The following is a 17,005-nucleotide window of genomic DNA, read 5'->3' on the forward strand; positions in this document are numbered from 1 at the left end:
ATACTGCCTTGATCTTAATAAAAATTGTTTTTTAGAATGCTGTCCAAGTTCCAGCTTGTCAAGTACAAGCAATAATCCGTACAACTTCCCAACAATATTCCCAAATATTTCAACTTAAAAGATCGACTTCAAGGTGTCATTGAAGCCCGACCATGCACGTTTTACCCGATTCAATACTGAAAGTTTTTCCGTATCTTCTGGCTCAACGATCGTATCTTGTGTTTCGCTTTGACTGAAAATTAACAGACCTGCGGCAGTCGCGTATTGTGAACGACGTAAAGCGGCTTGCTGTTGATCATCGGCATACACTTGCATAGGTGGATTACCTAAATGTGCAGAGACACCTAAAATCCGACGTGCAAATGTCACCATCCCTTCAATTTGGCAGGCATCACCTGTGAGTACAACACCATGGTATAACCCATGAATCGCACCATGATCGACCAACTCATTACGCACTTGATTAAAGATTTCTTCATAGCGCGCAATAATGATTTCGGTCAGTTCAATACGGCTAATGGTTTGTGGACCATCAATACCTTGGAACTGAATCATACTTTCAGGTTTAACCACTTTCAGATCAACACAACCATACAACAGCTTAATGCGTTCAGCTTCTTCTGTTGTGGTTTGCAATACAGCAGCAATATCACGTGTTACATGCTCACCGCCACGTTGCAAGGTGTGTGTCATCGCCAAGCGACCATCTAAATACACCGCAATATTGGTCGTACCAGCACCAATATCAACCAAGCACACACCATATTCTTTTTCATCTTTAAGCAAACTGGCTTCAGCTGTTGCTAATGATGAAATGACCATGCGTTCAACACCAATATTGGCACCTTTTAATGCGCGATCCAAATTCTGCATGGTGCTGATGGGCAACATCATCAAATGATAATGTCCTGTCATACTCCGTGCTGACATGCGAATCGGGTTTAACACCCATTCAGGTTCATCATCTAGTTCAAAACCTAAAGGTACAGCACTCACCAAATAATGGTCAGACGTTAAATGACTGGCTTTGGCCAGTTCTAAAGCACGCACCACTTCATTGGTGGTAATCGCATGGTCATTATTTTCAATTGGAGTGCGACCAGAGGCATAAAAACTTTTTAGTTCAGCACTTGGAATGGAAATCCACGCAGAATGTACACGACATTCCGCCATATCTTCCGCTTCTTGCACTGCATTTTTAATTGCGGTAACAACTTTATCGAGACTGACAATTTTCCCTTTATTCATGCCGCGGTTACGAGCGGTCGCCATCCCTACCACTTGGATATTGTCTGGCGCGTGTACCTTACCAATCAAAACTGAAACTTTGTGTGTCCCAATGTCAATCGCAACAACCGAGGGAACAGCTTCATTCATTATTTACTACTACCATTCACATGTTTGTTTAATTTATGGCTTAAAGCCTCTACTTATAAAGCCGATCATTATGGCTTTACCGGCGCTGCATTCGCAATGCCTATGTCATCACTGGTTACAACAAACTGACCATTTACCGACTTTGCTGGCACAGAGTTTTTCCATTGAATCGCTAAACCATTTCGGTAGCGCAAATCGATGGCAGAAATTCGTGGCCATACAGGTTTTAAGTCACTGTGTGCGAGATAACTTAAACGCTGCAACTTACTCATGGTCTGATCCTGATCGACAATCACGCGTAAACCTGAATCAAACTGCATAAACCAAGTCATTCGTTCGGTTAAATATAATTCTTTTAAACGAATGCCAACAGGTATAAACAATTGATTAATTTCATTATAGCGACGCATCATCATTTTGGACTGACTCGTCGGCCCATGCAATAACGGCAAATTCTGATGATTGGTCGGGGTTAATTCGGCAAATACATCACCACTATCGCTTAACAGTCGCCCAGTTCCCCAACGTGCAATCGCTTGACGCGGCATCACCCGTACACGAATTGCATTTGGCCAAGCACGCGATACCACCACGCGATCGACCCAAGAGATTTCTAAAGTACGGTCACGAATGACACGTAAATCAGAGGTAAAATAATTTTGAGTCATCATCGGTGAAACGTATGATATGACTTGTTGTTTTTCTTGGGCGCTCCGCACACCCACCACATCAAGTTCAGCCACACGTGCATCCGTCATGACTTTATATAGCCCCCAAATTCCGGCAATCAAAACCACACATGCAATAAACAACAACAGCCATCCACCCACATTGGTAAGTTTTTCCTTACGTGTCGGTGGTTTGTCATGTATCGATGTCGTTGCTGCACGTTTACGGCGCATAGACGCAGGAAGTTGAGCCATAATTTAGTGTGCCGCACCTGTCAGGGTTTGTTCCAAAATTGCGACACAAAGATCATCAAAACTATAACCTACGGCATTGGCTGCTTTTGGTACTAGAGAATGACTGGTCATACCCGGAACGGTATTTACCTCAAGTAACCAGAAGTTTCCGTCTGCATCTTGCATCGCGTCAATACGGCCCCAACCACTCGCACCTACCGCTTGGAAAGCACGTAAAGATAAAGCTTGTAGACGCTTTTCTTCATCTTCAGTCAAGCCACATGGAATACCATATTGCACATCGTTACGGTTATATTTCGCTTCGTAATCATAAAAAGCCACATCTGCAGGCGGTTCTAAACGAATCACCGGTAATGCCTGACCATTTAAAATCACAATGGTAAATTCACGTCCGGTAATCCATTTTTCAGCCATCACGACTGCATCATGCTGGGTCGCTTTTGCAATTGCGGTTGCAAAGTCTTCAATTTTTTCAACTTTGCTCATACCAATGCTTGAACCTTCATGCACCGGCTTGATAATAAATGGCAAACCAATTGAATCTACAATTTCTTGTAAATTTGAATCTTTGCTGACAATACGATAAGGTGCTGTCGGTAGTTCTGAACCTTGCCAAACTTGTTTAGTTTTGACTTTATCCATACCAATCGCTGAGCCTTGAACGCCCGTTCCAGTGTACGGAATGTTTAACCATTCCAAAGTACCCTGAATTTGACCATCTTCACCACCACGGCCATGAAGTACGATAAATGCACGGTCATAAGCCACTAACTCAGTCACACTGCGTTGCTGCGGATCAAATGCTTCGGCATTTACACCCGAACGCACCAATGCTTCAAGTACAGCTTTACCACTATCGAGAGAAACCTCACGTTCGGCAGATTTCCCACCTAATAACACGGCAACTTTGCCGAATTTTGAAGCATTTGACACGTTTATATCCTTAAACTTTTATCTACGGTCTAAACAAACTTTGGATCACCAAGCGGTGATCATTTTACATAGAGATTGTTTTGAGCAAGTTCGATTGAGATTGCTCCAACATTACCTGCGCCCTGTGTTAATAACAAGTCATTTGCTTGTAACACTTTTTTCATTACTGCTTGTAAGTTGCCTTCTACTGGATCGATAAGAATCGGTTCAACCTCACCACGTAGACGAATGCTTCGAGCCAATGCACGACTATCCGCACCCACAATTGGTTTTTCACCCGCAGGATAAACTTCTAATAACAACAGTTGATCGACTTGTGACAAGACATCGACGAAGTCATCAAAACAGTCACGCGTACGGCTAAAACGGTGCGGTTGGAACATCATCACTAAACGACGATCTGGATGACTTGCACGTGCCGCTTTAATGGTCGCTTCGACTTCTTTTGGATGGTGACCATAGTCATCGACCAATTTCACCAAGCCATCTTCAACTTCAAATTCGCCTTGTACTTGGAAACGACGACCTACACCACTGAAGCTTTCTAAGGCACGCGCAATCGCAGCATCAGAAACGCCTTCATCCGTTGCAATACCAATCGCTGCCAAGGCATTTAAGATATTATGAAGACCCGGCAAGTTAATGGTTAAACGTAACGGCTCACGGTCTTTACGCAAAACTGTAAAGTGTGATTGCATGCCTTCTTGAGCCACATCAACGGCACGAATGTCATTGTCTTCATTGAAACCATACGTCACGACAGGACGACCAATACGCGGCATAATTTCACGGATGTTGGCATCATCACCACACATCACAGCTAAACCGTAAAATGGAAGGCGCTGTAAGAATTGTACGAAGGTATCTTTCAATACATCGAAACTACCGCCATAGGTATCCATATGGTCAGCATCGATATTGGTGACAATCGTTGCCATCGGCTGTAAATGCAGGAATGACGCATCTGATTCGTCTGCTTCAGCCACGATATAACGGCTTGCACCCAATGCAGCATTCACACCAGTACGATTTAATAAACCACCAATGACATAAGTTGGGTCCAGATTTTCTTCTGCCAACATGCAGGTCACCAGACTGGTTGTCGTGGTTTTACCATGCGTCCCCGCAACGGCAATACCATGACGGTAACGCATTAATTCACCCAACATTTCTGCACGACGCACGACAGGTGTACGGGTTTCAATCGCCGCTTTCACTTCTGGGTTTTCAGAATCAATGGCTGTCGATACCACGATTACATTGGCGCCTTGAATATTTTCAGCAGCATGACCGATGAAAACTTGAATGCCGTTTTCTTCAAGCTGAGCCGTGGTTTTCGACGCTTTAATATCTGAACCTGAAACTTTATAGCCTTGGTTTTTCAATACTTCGGCAATACCGCACATGCCCGCACCACCAATCCCAATAAAATGGATGTGTTTAATACGGCGCATTTCTGGCACTTTAATGAGCTTTTTCGCTTGATCGGCAGGCGTTGCTGGAGACATAGATTACTCGAATTTTACAAATCTTGAATTAAACCAACCACGTGCTGTGTCGCATCGGGTTGTGCCTGTTGTCGAGCCTTAACCGCCATTTCCATAAGTCGTTGGCGATTCATCAGCGGCTTCAACAACGCTGTTAAACTTTCTGCGGTCATGTCCGCTTGTGGGCAAATTTTTGCAGCATTGATATTGGCCAAGAATCCGGCATTTGCAGTTTGATGGTCATCCACTGCACTTGGCAGAGGAACAAACACGGCTGCTACACCCGCTGTCGCAATTTCAGTGACGGTTAGCGCACCAGCACGGCAGATAATCAAATCCGCTGCAGAATAGGCTGCTGCCATATCTTCAATAAACGGCTGAACTTCAACTTGCATATGTTCAGGTGCATTTGCATAACGAGCCAATGTGCTTTCAGCATTATTTTGACCACACTGATGATATACACTGAGGGGCTGTTCTAATTGCTGCAAAGCAGCCGGCACACATTCATTTAAGGCACGTGCGCCCAGTGAGCCACCTACAATTAAAACCCGTAATGGCAACCCAGCTTTTTCACGCTCTTGGTAACGCCATGACGGATTTAAAATTTCTGTAATTTCCTTCCGTACAGGATTGCCTGTGGTCACGATTTTATCTTGAGCTGGAAAAGTATTTGGAAATGCCTGACACACCGTTTTCGCCACACGCGATAATTGCGTATTGGTAAACCCAGCCACAGCATTTTGTTCATGGATAATGACTGGTATGCCCAATGCACGAGCTGCCAAGCCACCTGGCCCAGCCACGTAACCCCCAAAGCCTGCAACTGCATCAACTTTGAGTTGTTTCATATAACGCATGGCACTCAAAGTAGCTTTGAGAATTTTAAACGGTGCCATCAGCTTACGCACGACTCCATTGCCGCGTACGCCTTGGATATCAATTTGATAAATTGGAATATTATGATTTTTAAGCAGGCGATTTTCCATGCCTGTTGGCGTTGCGAGCCAAGAAACTTCACAGCCTTGTTGTTGCAACTCTTTGGCAACAGCGAGCGCTGGAAAGACGTGACCACCGGTTCCGGCAGCCATCATCATGACATGTTTCGGCTTTACTTGCGTTACTTCGGTCACTGTCTAATTCTTCAATTCTAAAAAGAGGCTAATGATATTCGATTTTAAGCAAACAATTGTAATCACAAACGCATGACCGTGAAAGGTAATTTACTTTTTTTCAACAGGCGTATGATTGTTTTTTTCTACTATTTTAAAAGTTTAAACTAGTTTTATTATTAATCTATGAGAATTGAAAAAAAATCAGACAATTTTTCACTTTAATTGCATTCACTTACAGTTTTTTTGCTTTTTAAGCTCCCCTCCCCTTAGCGCAGGCCAAAAAAGAGCCCGTGAAGGACTCTTTTAAATCTAGTGCAAAATTAAGCTTTTAAACCTGCCTCAAGGACATCAAATAAATCATCGGCAATCGAGGTGCCAAATTGCGCATCAATTTCACGTACGCAGGTTGGACTGGTGACATTAATTTCAGTCACGTAATTACCAATCACATCCAGACCAACAAACACTAACCCTTTTTCACGAAGGAATGGCCCAACTTTGGCTGCAATGGCTTTATCATTTTCGGTCAATGGACGCGCCTCGCCCAAACCACCTGCCGCCAAGTTGCCACGCACTTCGCCATTTTGCGGAATACGCGCCAAACAATACGGTACGGGTTCGCCATTGATCATCAAGATGCGCTTGTCGCCATCCACAATTTCTGGGATGTAACGCTGCGCCATAATCGGCTGTGTGCCGTTATTGGTCAGGATTTCAATGGTTGAACCAATATTAACGCCATCTTGGTATAAACGGAAAATGCCCATACCGCCCATGCCGTCTAATGGCTTCACAATCACATCGCCGTGTTCTTGTAAAAATTCACGAATCAGGCTTTGCTGCGAGGTCACTAAGGTCGGTACTTGAAGTTCAGGGAATTGCGTTGCAAACAATTTTTCATTGCAGTCACGTAGGCTTTGTGGCTTGTTAATAATCCATGCGCCTTCGCGTTCAGCCTGTTCCAAAATATAGGTGGTGTAGACAAAGTTCATATCAAACGGCGGATCTTTACGCATCAAAACCACGTCATAAGCTGCAATTGATTCTTTTTGTTTTTCGCCGAGTTCGTAATAGTGGTTGTAGTCTTCAAAAACTTTTAGCGGTGAAATCAAACCAAAGGCTTTGCCTTGATCGATATATAAATCTTGCTGTAATGCATAGCCTAGCTCATGTCCACGACGTGCTGCTGCCCATAGCATCGCCATTGAGGTATCTTTTTTTAGGTTTACATTTTCGATGGGATCCATCACAACAAGTACACGCATTATTCAGTGCTCTGTTCATTATCAATTTATGAACGAGTATAGCCGAGATTTTTCTTTTGTTTATTCTGATTTTGCATGTGTATGTATGGATTCGTGTGATGCAGGCGATAATTCGATATATTTCTATCATCGGCCTTATCTCCATAAAGGAAATAAGCCGTGAAAATATTATGGCGTTAAGCCTGCGTAAATCGATGCCAAACCTCGATACAGATATTCATCACACCTACATCTCACTCATCACTATTTTTGGTAAAAAAAACACGTGCTTTTAATTTTTTTTAGCTATTGTGTTAATTATTGTAAATAAAAAAAATAGAATTCATTGATGATCAACATTGAGCAGATGGCTATCATTCTTGATGCTTTACCAGACCCTGCATTTGTCATATAACGTAGTGGAAAATACGTTGCAGTTTTTGGCGGGCGCGATAATCGTTATTACCACGATGGTTCCGGTCTTGTTGGTACCTATATTTCAGATGTGATCAAGCCAGATAAAGCCAACTTTTTTATGCAATTGATCGACCAAGCTCTAGCGTCAGGAAATCTACTCATCGAAGAGTACGAATTGAGCAATAGGGATGTAAAAGGTCTGCCCGATTATGGTCCTGAAGAGTCCATTTGGTTTGAGGTTCGCATCCAAGCTCTCAGTTTTTCGGTAGATGAAGAAGACGTTGTACTTTGGGTCGCAAGTAATATTTCAGCGCGTCACAACCTGGAAATCAAGCTGAAAGAACTCGGCCATACAGATCAGTTAACCGGTCTTTTCAACCGAAGAAAATTAGAGCATGACTTAGCATTACATTATGAATCATACCTACGGCATTCCATACAGACCTCGATCTTGATGTTCGATCTTGATAACCTCAAAAAGATCAACGACAGCAAAGGCCATCATGTTGGTGATGAGGCAATCCGAGCAGTCGCAGATATTCTTCGTTTAACGCTGCGCAAGACTGATTGCGCCTGCCGCTTAGGTGGAGATGAGTTTGTGGTCGCCTTGCCCAACACGGGCTGCGAGCAGGCCATCCAGTTTGCCAAACGGATTCATGAACATTCCAGAAAAGAATTAAGTCGGTTTTCAATAGATAACGCGCATGTCACCGTGAGCATAGGAGTGACAACCATCATGCCTGAAGATTGCACCTACGAAGATACAATTCAACGTGCTGATCTAGCGCTGTATAAAGCTAAACATGGCGGGAAAAATAGAATTGTCGCGGCCTAAGTGTGCGCCAGAAATAAACCAAATTTCACAGTCTATTTTGCAATTCGATATTCAAGCCGTTGTGATTGCTCAACATGAACTCTTTTCCCTTTTCAGCATCATTTTAATTTAGATAGGTGTTTAATATGCAGCAAGCCATTGTTGATTTTGCCTTGGATGATGAAAATCATTGGTATGCCATTTTAGCTTGTGGTCATACACAGCATGTCCGGCATGATCCGCCTTGGCAAAACCGTCCTTGGGTTATCACTGAGCAAGGACGGAACGAAAAGTTAGGGGTAATGTTGGAATGTAAGAAGTGTGATGAAGAGATGTGTTGTACTTCGTATAATCGCCATTATGTTAAATAGATTAAAATTGAGTCATTTATCTGAAAGGATTTTTAAGATATTCCTTTAATATAGAAATAATTAATAGTGTACTAATCAAAACTAGAACTGCTATAAGAATCCAAAACATACAAACCACAAATATTAAACATTAATAACACAATAATAATAATATTTTTCTGAGAATTAAGTAATTGATATTTAGATTATTTTACAAGTTCAGGTTTTTGTTAAGTTTTAATGGCTTTGTTGCATAAATATGTAAGCATCTGATTTAAATAAATTTAATTTTAGATCAAAAAATAATCAAAACTTTTAAAATCATATAGTTATGAAATCTTTGTGCAACAAAGCCATTCTTAATTGATGGAGATTTCACTTCACCTGGTAACAATATAAGCGTGTTATTTATTTTTTGGGATTTAGATGAGTTCCTTCTTCACTACTTTATTTTGGACTACTTATTTTGGCTTAGTTTTCTGTTGATTTGTTATTTATATCTCAAAAAGAGAAAAAATCGAGTCTAATCTATCTTGTAGCGTTCCTAAAATTAACATAATACACCTTATGCGAAATCAAAAAAGGGAGCTGTAAGCTCCCTTTTTTACTAATTTTTTTCAATTTTTAGATGTCAATCTAGGCTTCAATAAATTAAGCACCTAAACGCATTAATTTCTCTTGAATCGCATCGCTTACAAAAGCATTAAGAGAATTATCACTTGATGCTAAAACAGCTTTACGGTGTAACTCAGGACTAATACGGACATTAAATGTACCTTTGAATGGCTGATCGGGTTTTTTACCTAATTCAGCACAAGACTCTAAATATCCATCGACAGATTCCTGAAAAGCTTGTTCAAGAGTTTTTAATGTTTCTGCTTCATAAGTGATGAGATCACGGATAAATGCAAGCTTTCCAAATAACTCACCTGTTTCAAGATCAGGTTCAATTGTACCTAGATAACCTTTGTATTTTAAATAGCTCATAAAAATCCCTCCTGCTTGAGTGCCTGTTTTACAGATTTCAAAGCCCCACCTTTGATTTCATTTTCAGGGTGTGGCCTGTGCAGTAAAATCATGTGTTCAGTTTTCGTATTAAAAAAACGGACACGAGAGCCTGCCATTTCAAATTTTTCATAGCCGAGCTGATTCAGTAAAACGACTAAATCTTTATACGGAAATGTATTTTTTGAATTTCCAAATTTTTCCAGTAACTTTTCCGTTTTACCCATACTTCAGCCCTACTGCTATTGCAACTAAGTATAGTTACTTTTAAATAATAATTGCAACTATATTTAGTTGCAATTTCGTATAACAGCCCTTATGTTAAATCAGGTTTAAAACTTAATATCATGTGAATTAAAGTAGGTCGGATCAAACTCTATCTCTCCTATTTCATCTTCGATAATTTGCATGTAATCGTCATATCTTGGATGTTTGGGGTCTTGTAATGCATCTAAAATATCAAGATATCCAAAAATTCCTCCAATATCTTCAAATGGAGCATGATTTTGACCATCTATACAACATGGATATTTTTTATTTAAATCAGGAGATTGTCTGCTTTCTACAGTAATCAAATGTTCCCAACAATCGCCAAAATCATATGTATATATAATTTTTTTACCTACACGTAGAACTTCTTTCAATTTTTGTCTTTTATTGATCTTTTCATGCTTAATAGTCGTGAATTCATGTAAATGGCTATCTTCCCAATCAAAAGCGGATTGAATTGCCTTATGGAGCCTAGATAAAGTAGCTGCCGATGAAATTTGAATAGTTCTCCAGATTTCAGGATCACTACCTAGCAGACTAATTTTTAATTGAAAAACTTCATCAGAAGATTTGAGCTTTACAGTTCCCATAACAGCCTAGTTCTCAAAAAATAGTTTTAGTAAATCTAAAATTAACATAATACACGTTATACGAAATTCTTTAAATTTTCTATAAGCATCAATAGTTTAACTAAAGCCGTTTCAGTAAATAGCGCACTGAGACGGCTTTTTATTGATTCTTCACGTTTAACGCCTACTTTTTAAGCAATATTTCACGTTTTTTGTTAGTTAGATGCAACAATCATCATTTAAAGACGTAAAAAAGGCAGCTTCAGCTGCCTTTTGAAATCCCGAAAAATTAAATGCCGTATTTAACACGGTACGCTTCCATTTTCGCTAAAGCTTCAGTTTCACCTTTAGCCTCTAAGAAAGTCATCAAATCTTTCATGGTAATTAAGGCATGAACTGGGATTTCGAGTTCTTTTTGTACTTCTTGAATCGCAGACAAATCGCCCTGACCTTTTTCTTGACGGTCTAGCGCCACCAATACGCCCGCAATTTGTGCACCGGCATTTTTCAGAATAGTCACTACTTCACGAATCGCAGTACCTGCAGTGATCACATCATCAATGATCCAGACTTTTTTGCCTTCTACTGATGCACCCACAAGCACACCGCCTTCACCATGGTCTTTCGCTTCTTTACGGTTAAAGCCCCAAGGTACACTCACACCATGGTTTTGTGACAGTGCGACAGCCGTTGCTGCTACAAATGGAATACCTTTATAAGCTGGGCCAAAGACCACTTCCACATTATCGCATTCTGTTAATTTAGCTGCATAGCCAGAAGCCAATAACGACAATGCTTCACCGTCATTCAAAAGACCCGCATTAAAAAAATAAGGACTCACACGACCCGATTTTAAAGTAAACTCACCAAATTTAAGCACACCACGTGATAATGCCAGTTCGATAAAAGCTTGTGGATTAAATGCCGCTTGCGCTGTCATGAGGTGCTCCATTTTTTTAAGTTTGAGGTTAAACCTGAGCATGATACCAAAGAGTAGCTATCCAAGTGATCAAAAAATTTTACGTGTCGTTTCAATTAATGTGAATGGTCTGCGTTCCGCTGAAAAAAAAGGTATTTTTGACTGGATGGCAACTTCAGATGCCGATGTCATCTGCATGCAAGAAAGCCGCATTACCCATGAACAATGGACCGATAAATTTAAACCCGAAGGTTGGTTTACACACCTTTTCCCTGCAGAACGCCCAGGCTATGCCGGTACTGCGATTTATAGCCGCCTACCTTTTGTTTCAGTGACAGATGGTTTAGGTTTTGAATTGGCAGACACTCAAGGCCGCTTTATTTCTGCTGAGTTCGATTTAGGACTTGGACAAACTGCACATATTTGCTCGCTCTACCTGCCTTCTGGTTCATCGGGTGAAGAAGCTCAGGCGCGCAAAGACCTATTTTTAGGCGAATATCAACAAATTTTGAAGCAATGGCGTGCTGAAAATAAGTCAGTGATTGTTTGCGGTGACTACAACATCGTGCATAAACGTATTGATATTAAAAATTGGTCTGGGAACCAAAAGGCTTCAGGCTGCTTACCACATGAACGTGCATGGCTCGATCATATTTATGATGAGCTTGGCTATGTCGACACCTTCCGTGAGGTACGTAAAGAAGCCGAGCTTTACTCTTGGTGGTCTAACCGAGGACAAGCGCGTGCCAAAAATGTGGGTTGGCGTATCGACTACCATGCATGTTCACCAGACTGGAAAGAACGTACAGTCAATGCTTGGATATTTAAAGATGAATGGTTTAGCGACCACGCCCCTGTCATTATTGATTATAAAATTTAAGCTTCCAACAATTAATTTAGTGAACGATTGTTTACTCAATTAGAGCTTATTTCTCACATTACATGACGAATTTGTGGATTTATCTCATAACTTGAACATAGCATTATGGTCGCACGGCAAAGGGACATGTCAGGATGACATAAAAGGATTGGACGCCGAAGGAAGTATAAAAACAAACTAAATGATTTAGCTTGTTTTCAAGGATGTGACAATGGACGTTGGATTGAGACCCGCATGATCAGGATGATTAAATGCGGGTTTTCTCTTATCTAGTCCCCACATCTATAGACTCAAACATCCCCCAAATAAAACAGCTAAAAATTCGATCTGCACAGCATTTTCTTATTCTCGCTTTCTTTCTACTTTTGACTGTGCAACCTTAAGCTGAATTTTCTTGTTATCGCAGCGCTTTCTTTTCTGATTCGTTTTGTTCTGTAGGCTATTTTAAAACACCAAAATGTCGTTTTGATGACAATACCCAATATTTATTACATGCGACTTTTACAGCAAAACATTTATTTCTCAATCCACATCCAGATCGAGCTTTGAGCATTGATGAATTAGCCTGTAGGATAATGCTGAATTGTATTTTTATCTTATTGTTTGAATAATTGAGGACATCTGTTCATGCTTAAAATTTATGGCATCAAAAACTGTAATACCATGAAAAAAGCTTTCGACTTGCTCAACGAATTAGGCCTAAGTTACGAATTTCATGACTATAAAAAAGAAGCGATTGATGCTAAAACCGTAAAAAAATGGCTCGATGCCAAAGGCGCTGATGTGATTCTCAACAAAAAAGGCACCACATGGAAAAAACTCAGTGAAGAAGAGCAACAGACAGCCTTAGCCAGTGAAGAAAATTTGATTCAGTGTTTAACAGCGCATAGCAGCATGATTAAACGTCCTGTACTCGATACAGGTAGCGATTTATTGGTTGGCTTTGATGAAAGCGCTTACCGTGCATTGAAATAAATTTTTTTATCACACTCATGCACGGCTCTAGTTCAATTGTGGCTGAAAATAGGCTATAAAAAAGCCTGACATTGTCAGGCTTTTTTTGTTTGAATCATGTCAAATTAGTTGGCACGAATCCATGTTTGATTACGACCTAAAGCAGCAACGCCAATAAAGCCGCGAAGCTCTAGTTTTTTGCCACCATCAGCCAATTGACCTTTTAACTTGTAAGTTTTACCTGATTGAGGATCCAAAATTGAACCGTCTTCATAGCTTGTACCACCTACATTTTTAAGACCTGTCACAATACGTAAGCCTTTTAATGATTTGTTGTGATATGGGCCTTCACATTTTTTACAAGCGTTTTCTTCACCTGGTGTCAAAACTGACTGAATGCTCGCAGAAAGCGTACCATTTTTTTGTTCAGTGAATTTTACAATCGCTTTTGGCTGCTTGGTTTTATCATCAATGGTTTTCCAAGTTGTACCATTTAGCGGATCTGCAGCATTTGCAAATGCGGCTAAACTCATCAATCCTAATGCTAGTGCAATTTTTTTCATTTTTGTTTATTTCCCTGGTCTGATATAGACGACATTAGTATCCAAAAGTCACAACAATTTATCAATTTTTGTATGTGACCGTTTAGTGTAACCTTGTAATTTGTGTTGGTAAATATGCTCACACGATTCCAAAAATAGAAAAAGATGGAAAGACAATGAAGATATCGCCACTGACGAAACAACTGATTACAGAAAGCATTTTAAAAACCACAATTCGTGGGCCGAGCCAATTCAATTTACCGCCCAATACTTTAAGGTTTGCTTTGGAACAAATGTGTCGTGCATTTCCCCAAAACCCCGATGTACAAATTCGTCCTATTCGCTTAGCCGGCTTAAAAGCCGAAGAAATCAAACCTCAACAGGCATCGACCCAACTCATTTTTCATATTCATGGGGGCGCATTTTTCTTGGGTTCGATGAACACGCATCGGGCGTTTCTGACTCAAGTTGCGGCACGCACGCAAATGCAAGTGTTACATTTGGATTATCCTTTATCCCCTGAAGCACAGTTCCCTGAAGCACTCGATGCCCTTTTTGATGTGTATGCGGTGTTATTAGATCAAGGGGTTCAAGCCAAAGATATTATTTTGTCAGGCGACTCTTGTGGTGCAAACTTGGCGCTTGCCTTAGCCCTTAAAATTCAACAGGAACAACTTCCACAAGTCAGTGGTTTGGTGTTAATGTCACCGTTTTTAGACTTGACGCTGAGCAGTGAGTCTTTGCGTTATAACCGTAAGCATGATGCGCTGTTAAGCATAGAAGCCCTCGAAACAGGCATTGATTATTATGTACCACGCTCGGTCGATCGAGCTGATCCATTGGTCTCGCCTTTTTTTGCCGAGCTCAAAGAACTACCTCCGATTCATATTCAAGTGGGTTCTAAAGAAATTTTATTGGATGATGCGCAGCGCTTTAAAGTCAAAGCAGAAGAAGCCGGCCTAGATGTCGAATTTATGCTGTACACTGGCATGTGGCATAACTTCCAAATGTTTAGCCCATGGTTTGAAGAAGGACAGCGTGCGCTAAGTGATTTAGCCGATTTTGCACACCGACTGGATCAGGACTAATCCCTGAAAACTAATTCCCTGAAACGGATCAAAGTCACCATAAAAAAAGGTCAGCAGATGCTGACCTAAGAGGGAAATGTCAATCTGTTAAATGGCTTGAATTTGAGCCTGAGCTGTCGCCATTGCCTGTGCTTTCATGTCAGGTCCCATATTGACACCTTCGGCACGAATCACATCAATATCGCTGACACCTGTAAAATTAAACACGGCTTTTAATAAACCTTCTTGATAATCTACAGGGCTGTTATCGCCATACACACCGCCACGACTGCTGGCAATATAGACTTTTTTGTCACCTGCCAAACCCACTGGACCTTGTTCTGTATATTTAAAGGTACGACCTGCAACACTGATACGGTCGATCCATGCTTTCAAAGTTGATGGCAAACCGAAGTTATACATAGCAGCACCAACCACAACCACATCGGCATCCAAATACTGCTGTAACAACTGCTCGCCTAAAGCCGATTGTTCTGCATTTTGACCCATCAAAATTTCACTGCTGAGATGTGGAATCTGCTGTACTGCTAAATCGAGATGCTGAACCTGTGCCGCATCCCCATGTTTTTGCTGTAGCTGTTGTACAATTTCAGCGCTGAGTTGACGCGAAACTGAAGCGTCGCCCATGATGCTTGAATCAATATGCAAAATTTTCATGACTAAAACCTAAAGCTGTTGTTATTAACTTGAGCCTAGTGTAATCACTTTTCATAAATAGAATAATCCCAATCCTTATGACACTATGTTTTATTTTTAGAACAATCTTTTTAAACTCGTAAAAAATTTAAAATTACTGAGCGGTTCTTGACCGTTATCAAGTGTAAATTTTCATGCTAATGTAAGCCTATAAAATGATATCTATATAAACTTTAAGAAAAAAACTGATAACTCGAACAGGGCAATGACACAGGATGACGGTGAAATCAAGCATACGTGACATGATCCTCCGCAATAGAATCGTCCAGTATTTGCTGGAAGATGAAGTGGTGATGAATTGGAGTATCCTGAAAAAGTGTATGCTCATGCTGATGCTTGGCTCAGCCATTCATCTGCTTTGGATCATTTGGAAATTTTATGTTTATGTCACGCCAGAACTTTGGCAGTGGGTTAACCTTGATCTCATCCACTCTCAATTGTGGACCAATATCGTCTTTTTTTGCTTAATGGTCCTCCTGATTTGGCCTTGCTATGCTGGAAAAGATAATCCCAAGATTCAGCTAATTTTACCTTATCTTTCGGTCGGCTTATTCGTCATTTCTTTATGTCGTGATGGTTATTTAATTGGCGTTATGAGTCCAGCCACCATGATCTCCTACGTGAGCCTTGTGACCGTTGGATTGGTACTATTTACACGAAAAATCGTCTATAGCATGCTGATCCCAGCCACGATTTTTTTATCTATTTGCATGTATTTAAGCATCCGCGGCATTATCCCCTATGCCCCGATTTTTCAACCTCATGCCTATGGCTATCAAAATAGTTTTTGGCTCTTCTCAATGATCTTTTTCATTGTTCCTATTTTATTAACCTGTTTGGCTTTATTTGAAATCTTACTCAGCCAATGGCGTCATCGAGAGCATCTGATTCAAAAACTTAGTCAAGTCGACCCACTGACCAATTTATTTAATCGACGCAGTATCAATCAATGTTTGGAACAGCTCGATAGTGCTAAAACAGATACATATGCACTGGTCTTATTGGACTTAGACCATTTCAAACGCATCAATGATGAATATGGACACGATAAAGGCGATGAAACCTTGATTCTCGTCAGCCAAGTATTAAACCAACATTTACGCGGTAGTGATGTGGTTGGGCGTTTTGGCGGGGAAGAGTTTATTTTGGTGTTAAAAAATTCTAACTTAGAACAAGCGATATTCATTGCAGAGCGCTGTCGAAAAGCCATTGAGCAGCTTGAAATTTGGGGACATGATGGTCAGTCGATTCATGTGACAGCCAGTTTTGGCATTGCGATTTCAACGCCTGAATTAGTACCACAACAATTACTGACCCATGCAGATCAAGCGCTATATGCAGCTAAAGCTGGTGGTCGTAACATGGTCATGGCGTACACAGAACAACAAAGCTTTAGCCATTTGGTTTAAAACTTTTATCTAG

18 protein-coding genes are annotated in these 17,005 nt (G+C 40.7%); 6 read left to right on the forward strand and 12 right to left on the reverse strand.

The features are described from left to right. Positions 1 to 114 precede the first annotated feature (114 nt). The 6 genes from ftsA to gshB all read right to left on the reverse strand — a co-directional run bounded on the left by ftsA (position 115) and on the right by gshB (position 7,100). Positions 115 to 1,377, reverse strand: coding sequence for a cell division protein FtsA (gene ftsA, locus FTU05_RS05995; protein WP_078190573.1), 1,263 nt, complete (start codon positions 1,375 to 1,377; stop codon positions 115 to 117). Positions 1,378 to 1,445: 68 nt separating this feature from the next. Continuing rightward, positions 1,446 to 2,300, reverse strand: coding sequence for a cell division protein FtsQ/DivIB (locus tag FTU05_RS06000; protein ID WP_180164604.1), 855 nt, complete (start codon positions 2,298 to 2,300; stop codon positions 1,446 to 1,448). A 3-nt stretch (positions 2,301 to 2,303) separates the two neighbouring features. Continuing rightward, positions 2,304 to 3,233 (reverse strand): D-alanine--D-alanine ligase, encoded by a 930-nt coding sequence (locus FTU05_RS06005; RefSeq protein ID WP_180164606.1) that lies wholly within the window; start codon positions 3,231 to 3,233, stop codon positions 2,304 to 2,306. Between the two features lie 59 nt (positions 3,234 to 3,292). Continuing rightward, a complete protein-coding gene (gene murC / locus FTU05_RS06010; RefSeq protein WP_180164608.1) occupies positions 3,293 to 4,741 on the reverse strand; it encodes a UDP-N-acetylmuramate--L-alanine ligase in 1,449 nt (482 codons plus the stop codon). Between the two features lie 14 nt (positions 4,742 to 4,755). After that, positions 4,756 to 5,853 (reverse strand): undecaprenyldiphospho-muramoylpentapeptide beta-N-acetylglucosaminyltransferase, encoded by a 1,098-nt coding sequence (gene murG / locus FTU05_RS06015; RefSeq protein WP_180110409.1) that lies wholly within the window; start codon positions 5,851 to 5,853, stop codon positions 4,756 to 4,758. 302 nt (positions 5,854 to 6,155) lie between these two features. After that, positions 6,156 to 7,100 (reverse strand): glutathione synthase, encoded by a 945-nt coding sequence (gene gshB, locus FTU05_RS06020; RefSeq protein ID WP_078190578.1) that lies wholly within the window; start codon positions 7,098 to 7,100, stop codon positions 6,156 to 6,158. Positions 7,101 to 7,584: 484 nt separating this feature from the next. Here gshB and FTU05_RS06025 point away from each other — a divergent pair, with 484 nt between their 5' ends. After that, on the forward strand, positions 7,585 to 8,331 hold the full coding sequence (locus FTU05_RS06025; RefSeq protein ID WP_373685272.1) for a GGDEF domain-containing protein: 747 nt from the start codon (positions 7,585 to 7,587) through the stop codon (positions 8,329 to 8,331). 125 nt (positions 8,332 to 8,456) lie between these two features. After that, positions 8,457 to 8,681, forward strand: coding sequence for a DUF3565 domain-containing protein (locus FTU05_RS06030; RefSeq protein WP_180164610.1), 225 nt, complete (start codon positions 8,457 to 8,459; stop codon positions 8,679 to 8,681). A gap of 630 nt (positions 8,682 to 9,311) precedes the next feature. Here FTU05_RS06030 and FTU05_RS06035 read toward each other — a convergent pair. The 4 genes from FTU05_RS06035 to pyrE all read right to left on the reverse strand — a co-directional run bounded on the left by FTU05_RS06035 (position 9,312) and on the right by pyrE (position 11,444). Then, positions 9,312 to 9,647, reverse strand: a complete 336-nt coding sequence (locus FTU05_RS06035; RefSeq protein ID WP_035270373.1) for a type II toxin-antitoxin system HicB family antitoxin — start codon at positions 9,645 to 9,647, stop codon at positions 9,312 to 9,314. Next, the gene (locus tag FTU05_RS06040; RefSeq protein WP_044425274.1) at positions 9,644 to 9,892 is read right to left on the reverse strand and encodes a type II toxin-antitoxin system HicA family toxin; all 249 of its coding nucleotides are present in this window, start codon (positions 9,890 to 9,892) and stop codon (positions 9,644 to 9,646) included. The genes FTU05_RS06035 and FTU05_RS06040 overlap by 4 nt, the downstream gene beginning before the upstream one ends. A 105-nt stretch (positions 9,893 to 9,997) precedes the next feature. After that, complete coding sequence (locus FTU05_RS06045) at positions 9,998 to 10,525, reverse strand: plasmid pRiA4b ORF-3 family protein (RefSeq protein ID WP_000537572.1); 528 nt, start codon at positions 10,523 to 10,525, stop codon at positions 9,998 to 10,000. A 268-nt stretch (positions 10,526 to 10,793) separates the two neighbouring features. Next, positions 10,794 to 11,444 (reverse strand): orotate phosphoribosyltransferase, encoded by a 651-nt coding sequence (gene pyrE, locus FTU05_RS06050; protein WP_078190583.1) that lies wholly within the window; start codon positions 11,442 to 11,444, stop codon positions 10,794 to 10,796. A gap of 40 nt (positions 11,445 to 11,484) precedes the next feature. On the opposite strand from pyrE, the gene FTU05_RS06055 reads away from it, so the two are divergent. Continuing rightward, positions 11,485 to 12,303 carry an exodeoxyribonuclease III gene (locus tag FTU05_RS06055; RefSeq protein ID WP_078193225.1) on the forward strand — a complete coding sequence of 273 codons (819 nt, stop codon included), beginning with the start codon at positions 11,485 to 11,487 and terminating at the stop codon, positions 12,301 to 12,303. A gap of 627 nt (positions 12,304 to 12,930) precedes the next feature. Next, positions 12,931 to 13,278 (forward strand): Spx/MgsR family RNA polymerase-binding regulatory protein, encoded by a 348-nt coding sequence (locus FTU05_RS06060; protein ID WP_180008661.1) that lies wholly within the window; start codon positions 12,931 to 12,933, stop codon positions 13,276 to 13,278. 104 nt (positions 13,279 to 13,382) lie between these two features. Here FTU05_RS06060 and FTU05_RS06065 read toward each other — a convergent pair whose 3' ends face one another. Continuing rightward, on the reverse strand, positions 13,383 to 13,820 hold the full coding sequence (locus FTU05_RS06065) for a DUF2147 domain-containing protein (protein ID WP_078193227.1): 438 nt from the start codon (positions 13,818 to 13,820) through the stop codon (positions 13,383 to 13,385). 155 nt (positions 13,821 to 13,975) lie between these two features. On the opposite strand from FTU05_RS06065, the gene FTU05_RS06070 reads away from it, so the two are divergent. Beyond that, positions 13,976 to 14,887, forward strand: a complete 912-nt coding sequence (locus FTU05_RS06070; RefSeq protein ID WP_180164612.1) for an alpha/beta hydrolase — start codon at positions 13,976 to 13,978, stop codon at positions 14,885 to 14,887. A gap of 87 nt (positions 14,888 to 14,974) precedes the next feature. On the opposite strand, the gene FTU05_RS06075 is transcribed toward FTU05_RS06070, so the two are convergent. Next, on the reverse strand, positions 14,975 to 15,544 hold the full coding sequence (locus FTU05_RS06075) for an FMN-dependent NADH-azoreductase (RefSeq protein ID WP_078190588.1): 570 nt from the start codon (positions 15,542 to 15,544) through the stop codon (positions 14,975 to 14,977). 281 nt (positions 15,545 to 15,825) lie between these two features. On the opposite strand from FTU05_RS06075, the gene FTU05_RS06080 reads away from it, so the two are divergent. Next, positions 15,826 to 16,992 (forward strand): GGDEF domain-containing protein, encoded by a 1,167-nt coding sequence (locus FTU05_RS06080; RefSeq protein ID WP_257230092.1) that lies wholly within the window; start codon positions 15,826 to 15,828, stop codon positions 16,990 to 16,992. Positions 16,993 to 17,005 lie beyond the last annotated feature (13 nt).

The sequence above is a fragment of the Acinetobacter sp. YH12049 genome, assembly GCF_013419875.1.
Taxonomy (GTDB): domain Bacteria; phylum Pseudomonadota; class Gammaproteobacteria; order Pseudomonadales; family Moraxellaceae; genus Acinetobacter; species Acinetobacter amyesii.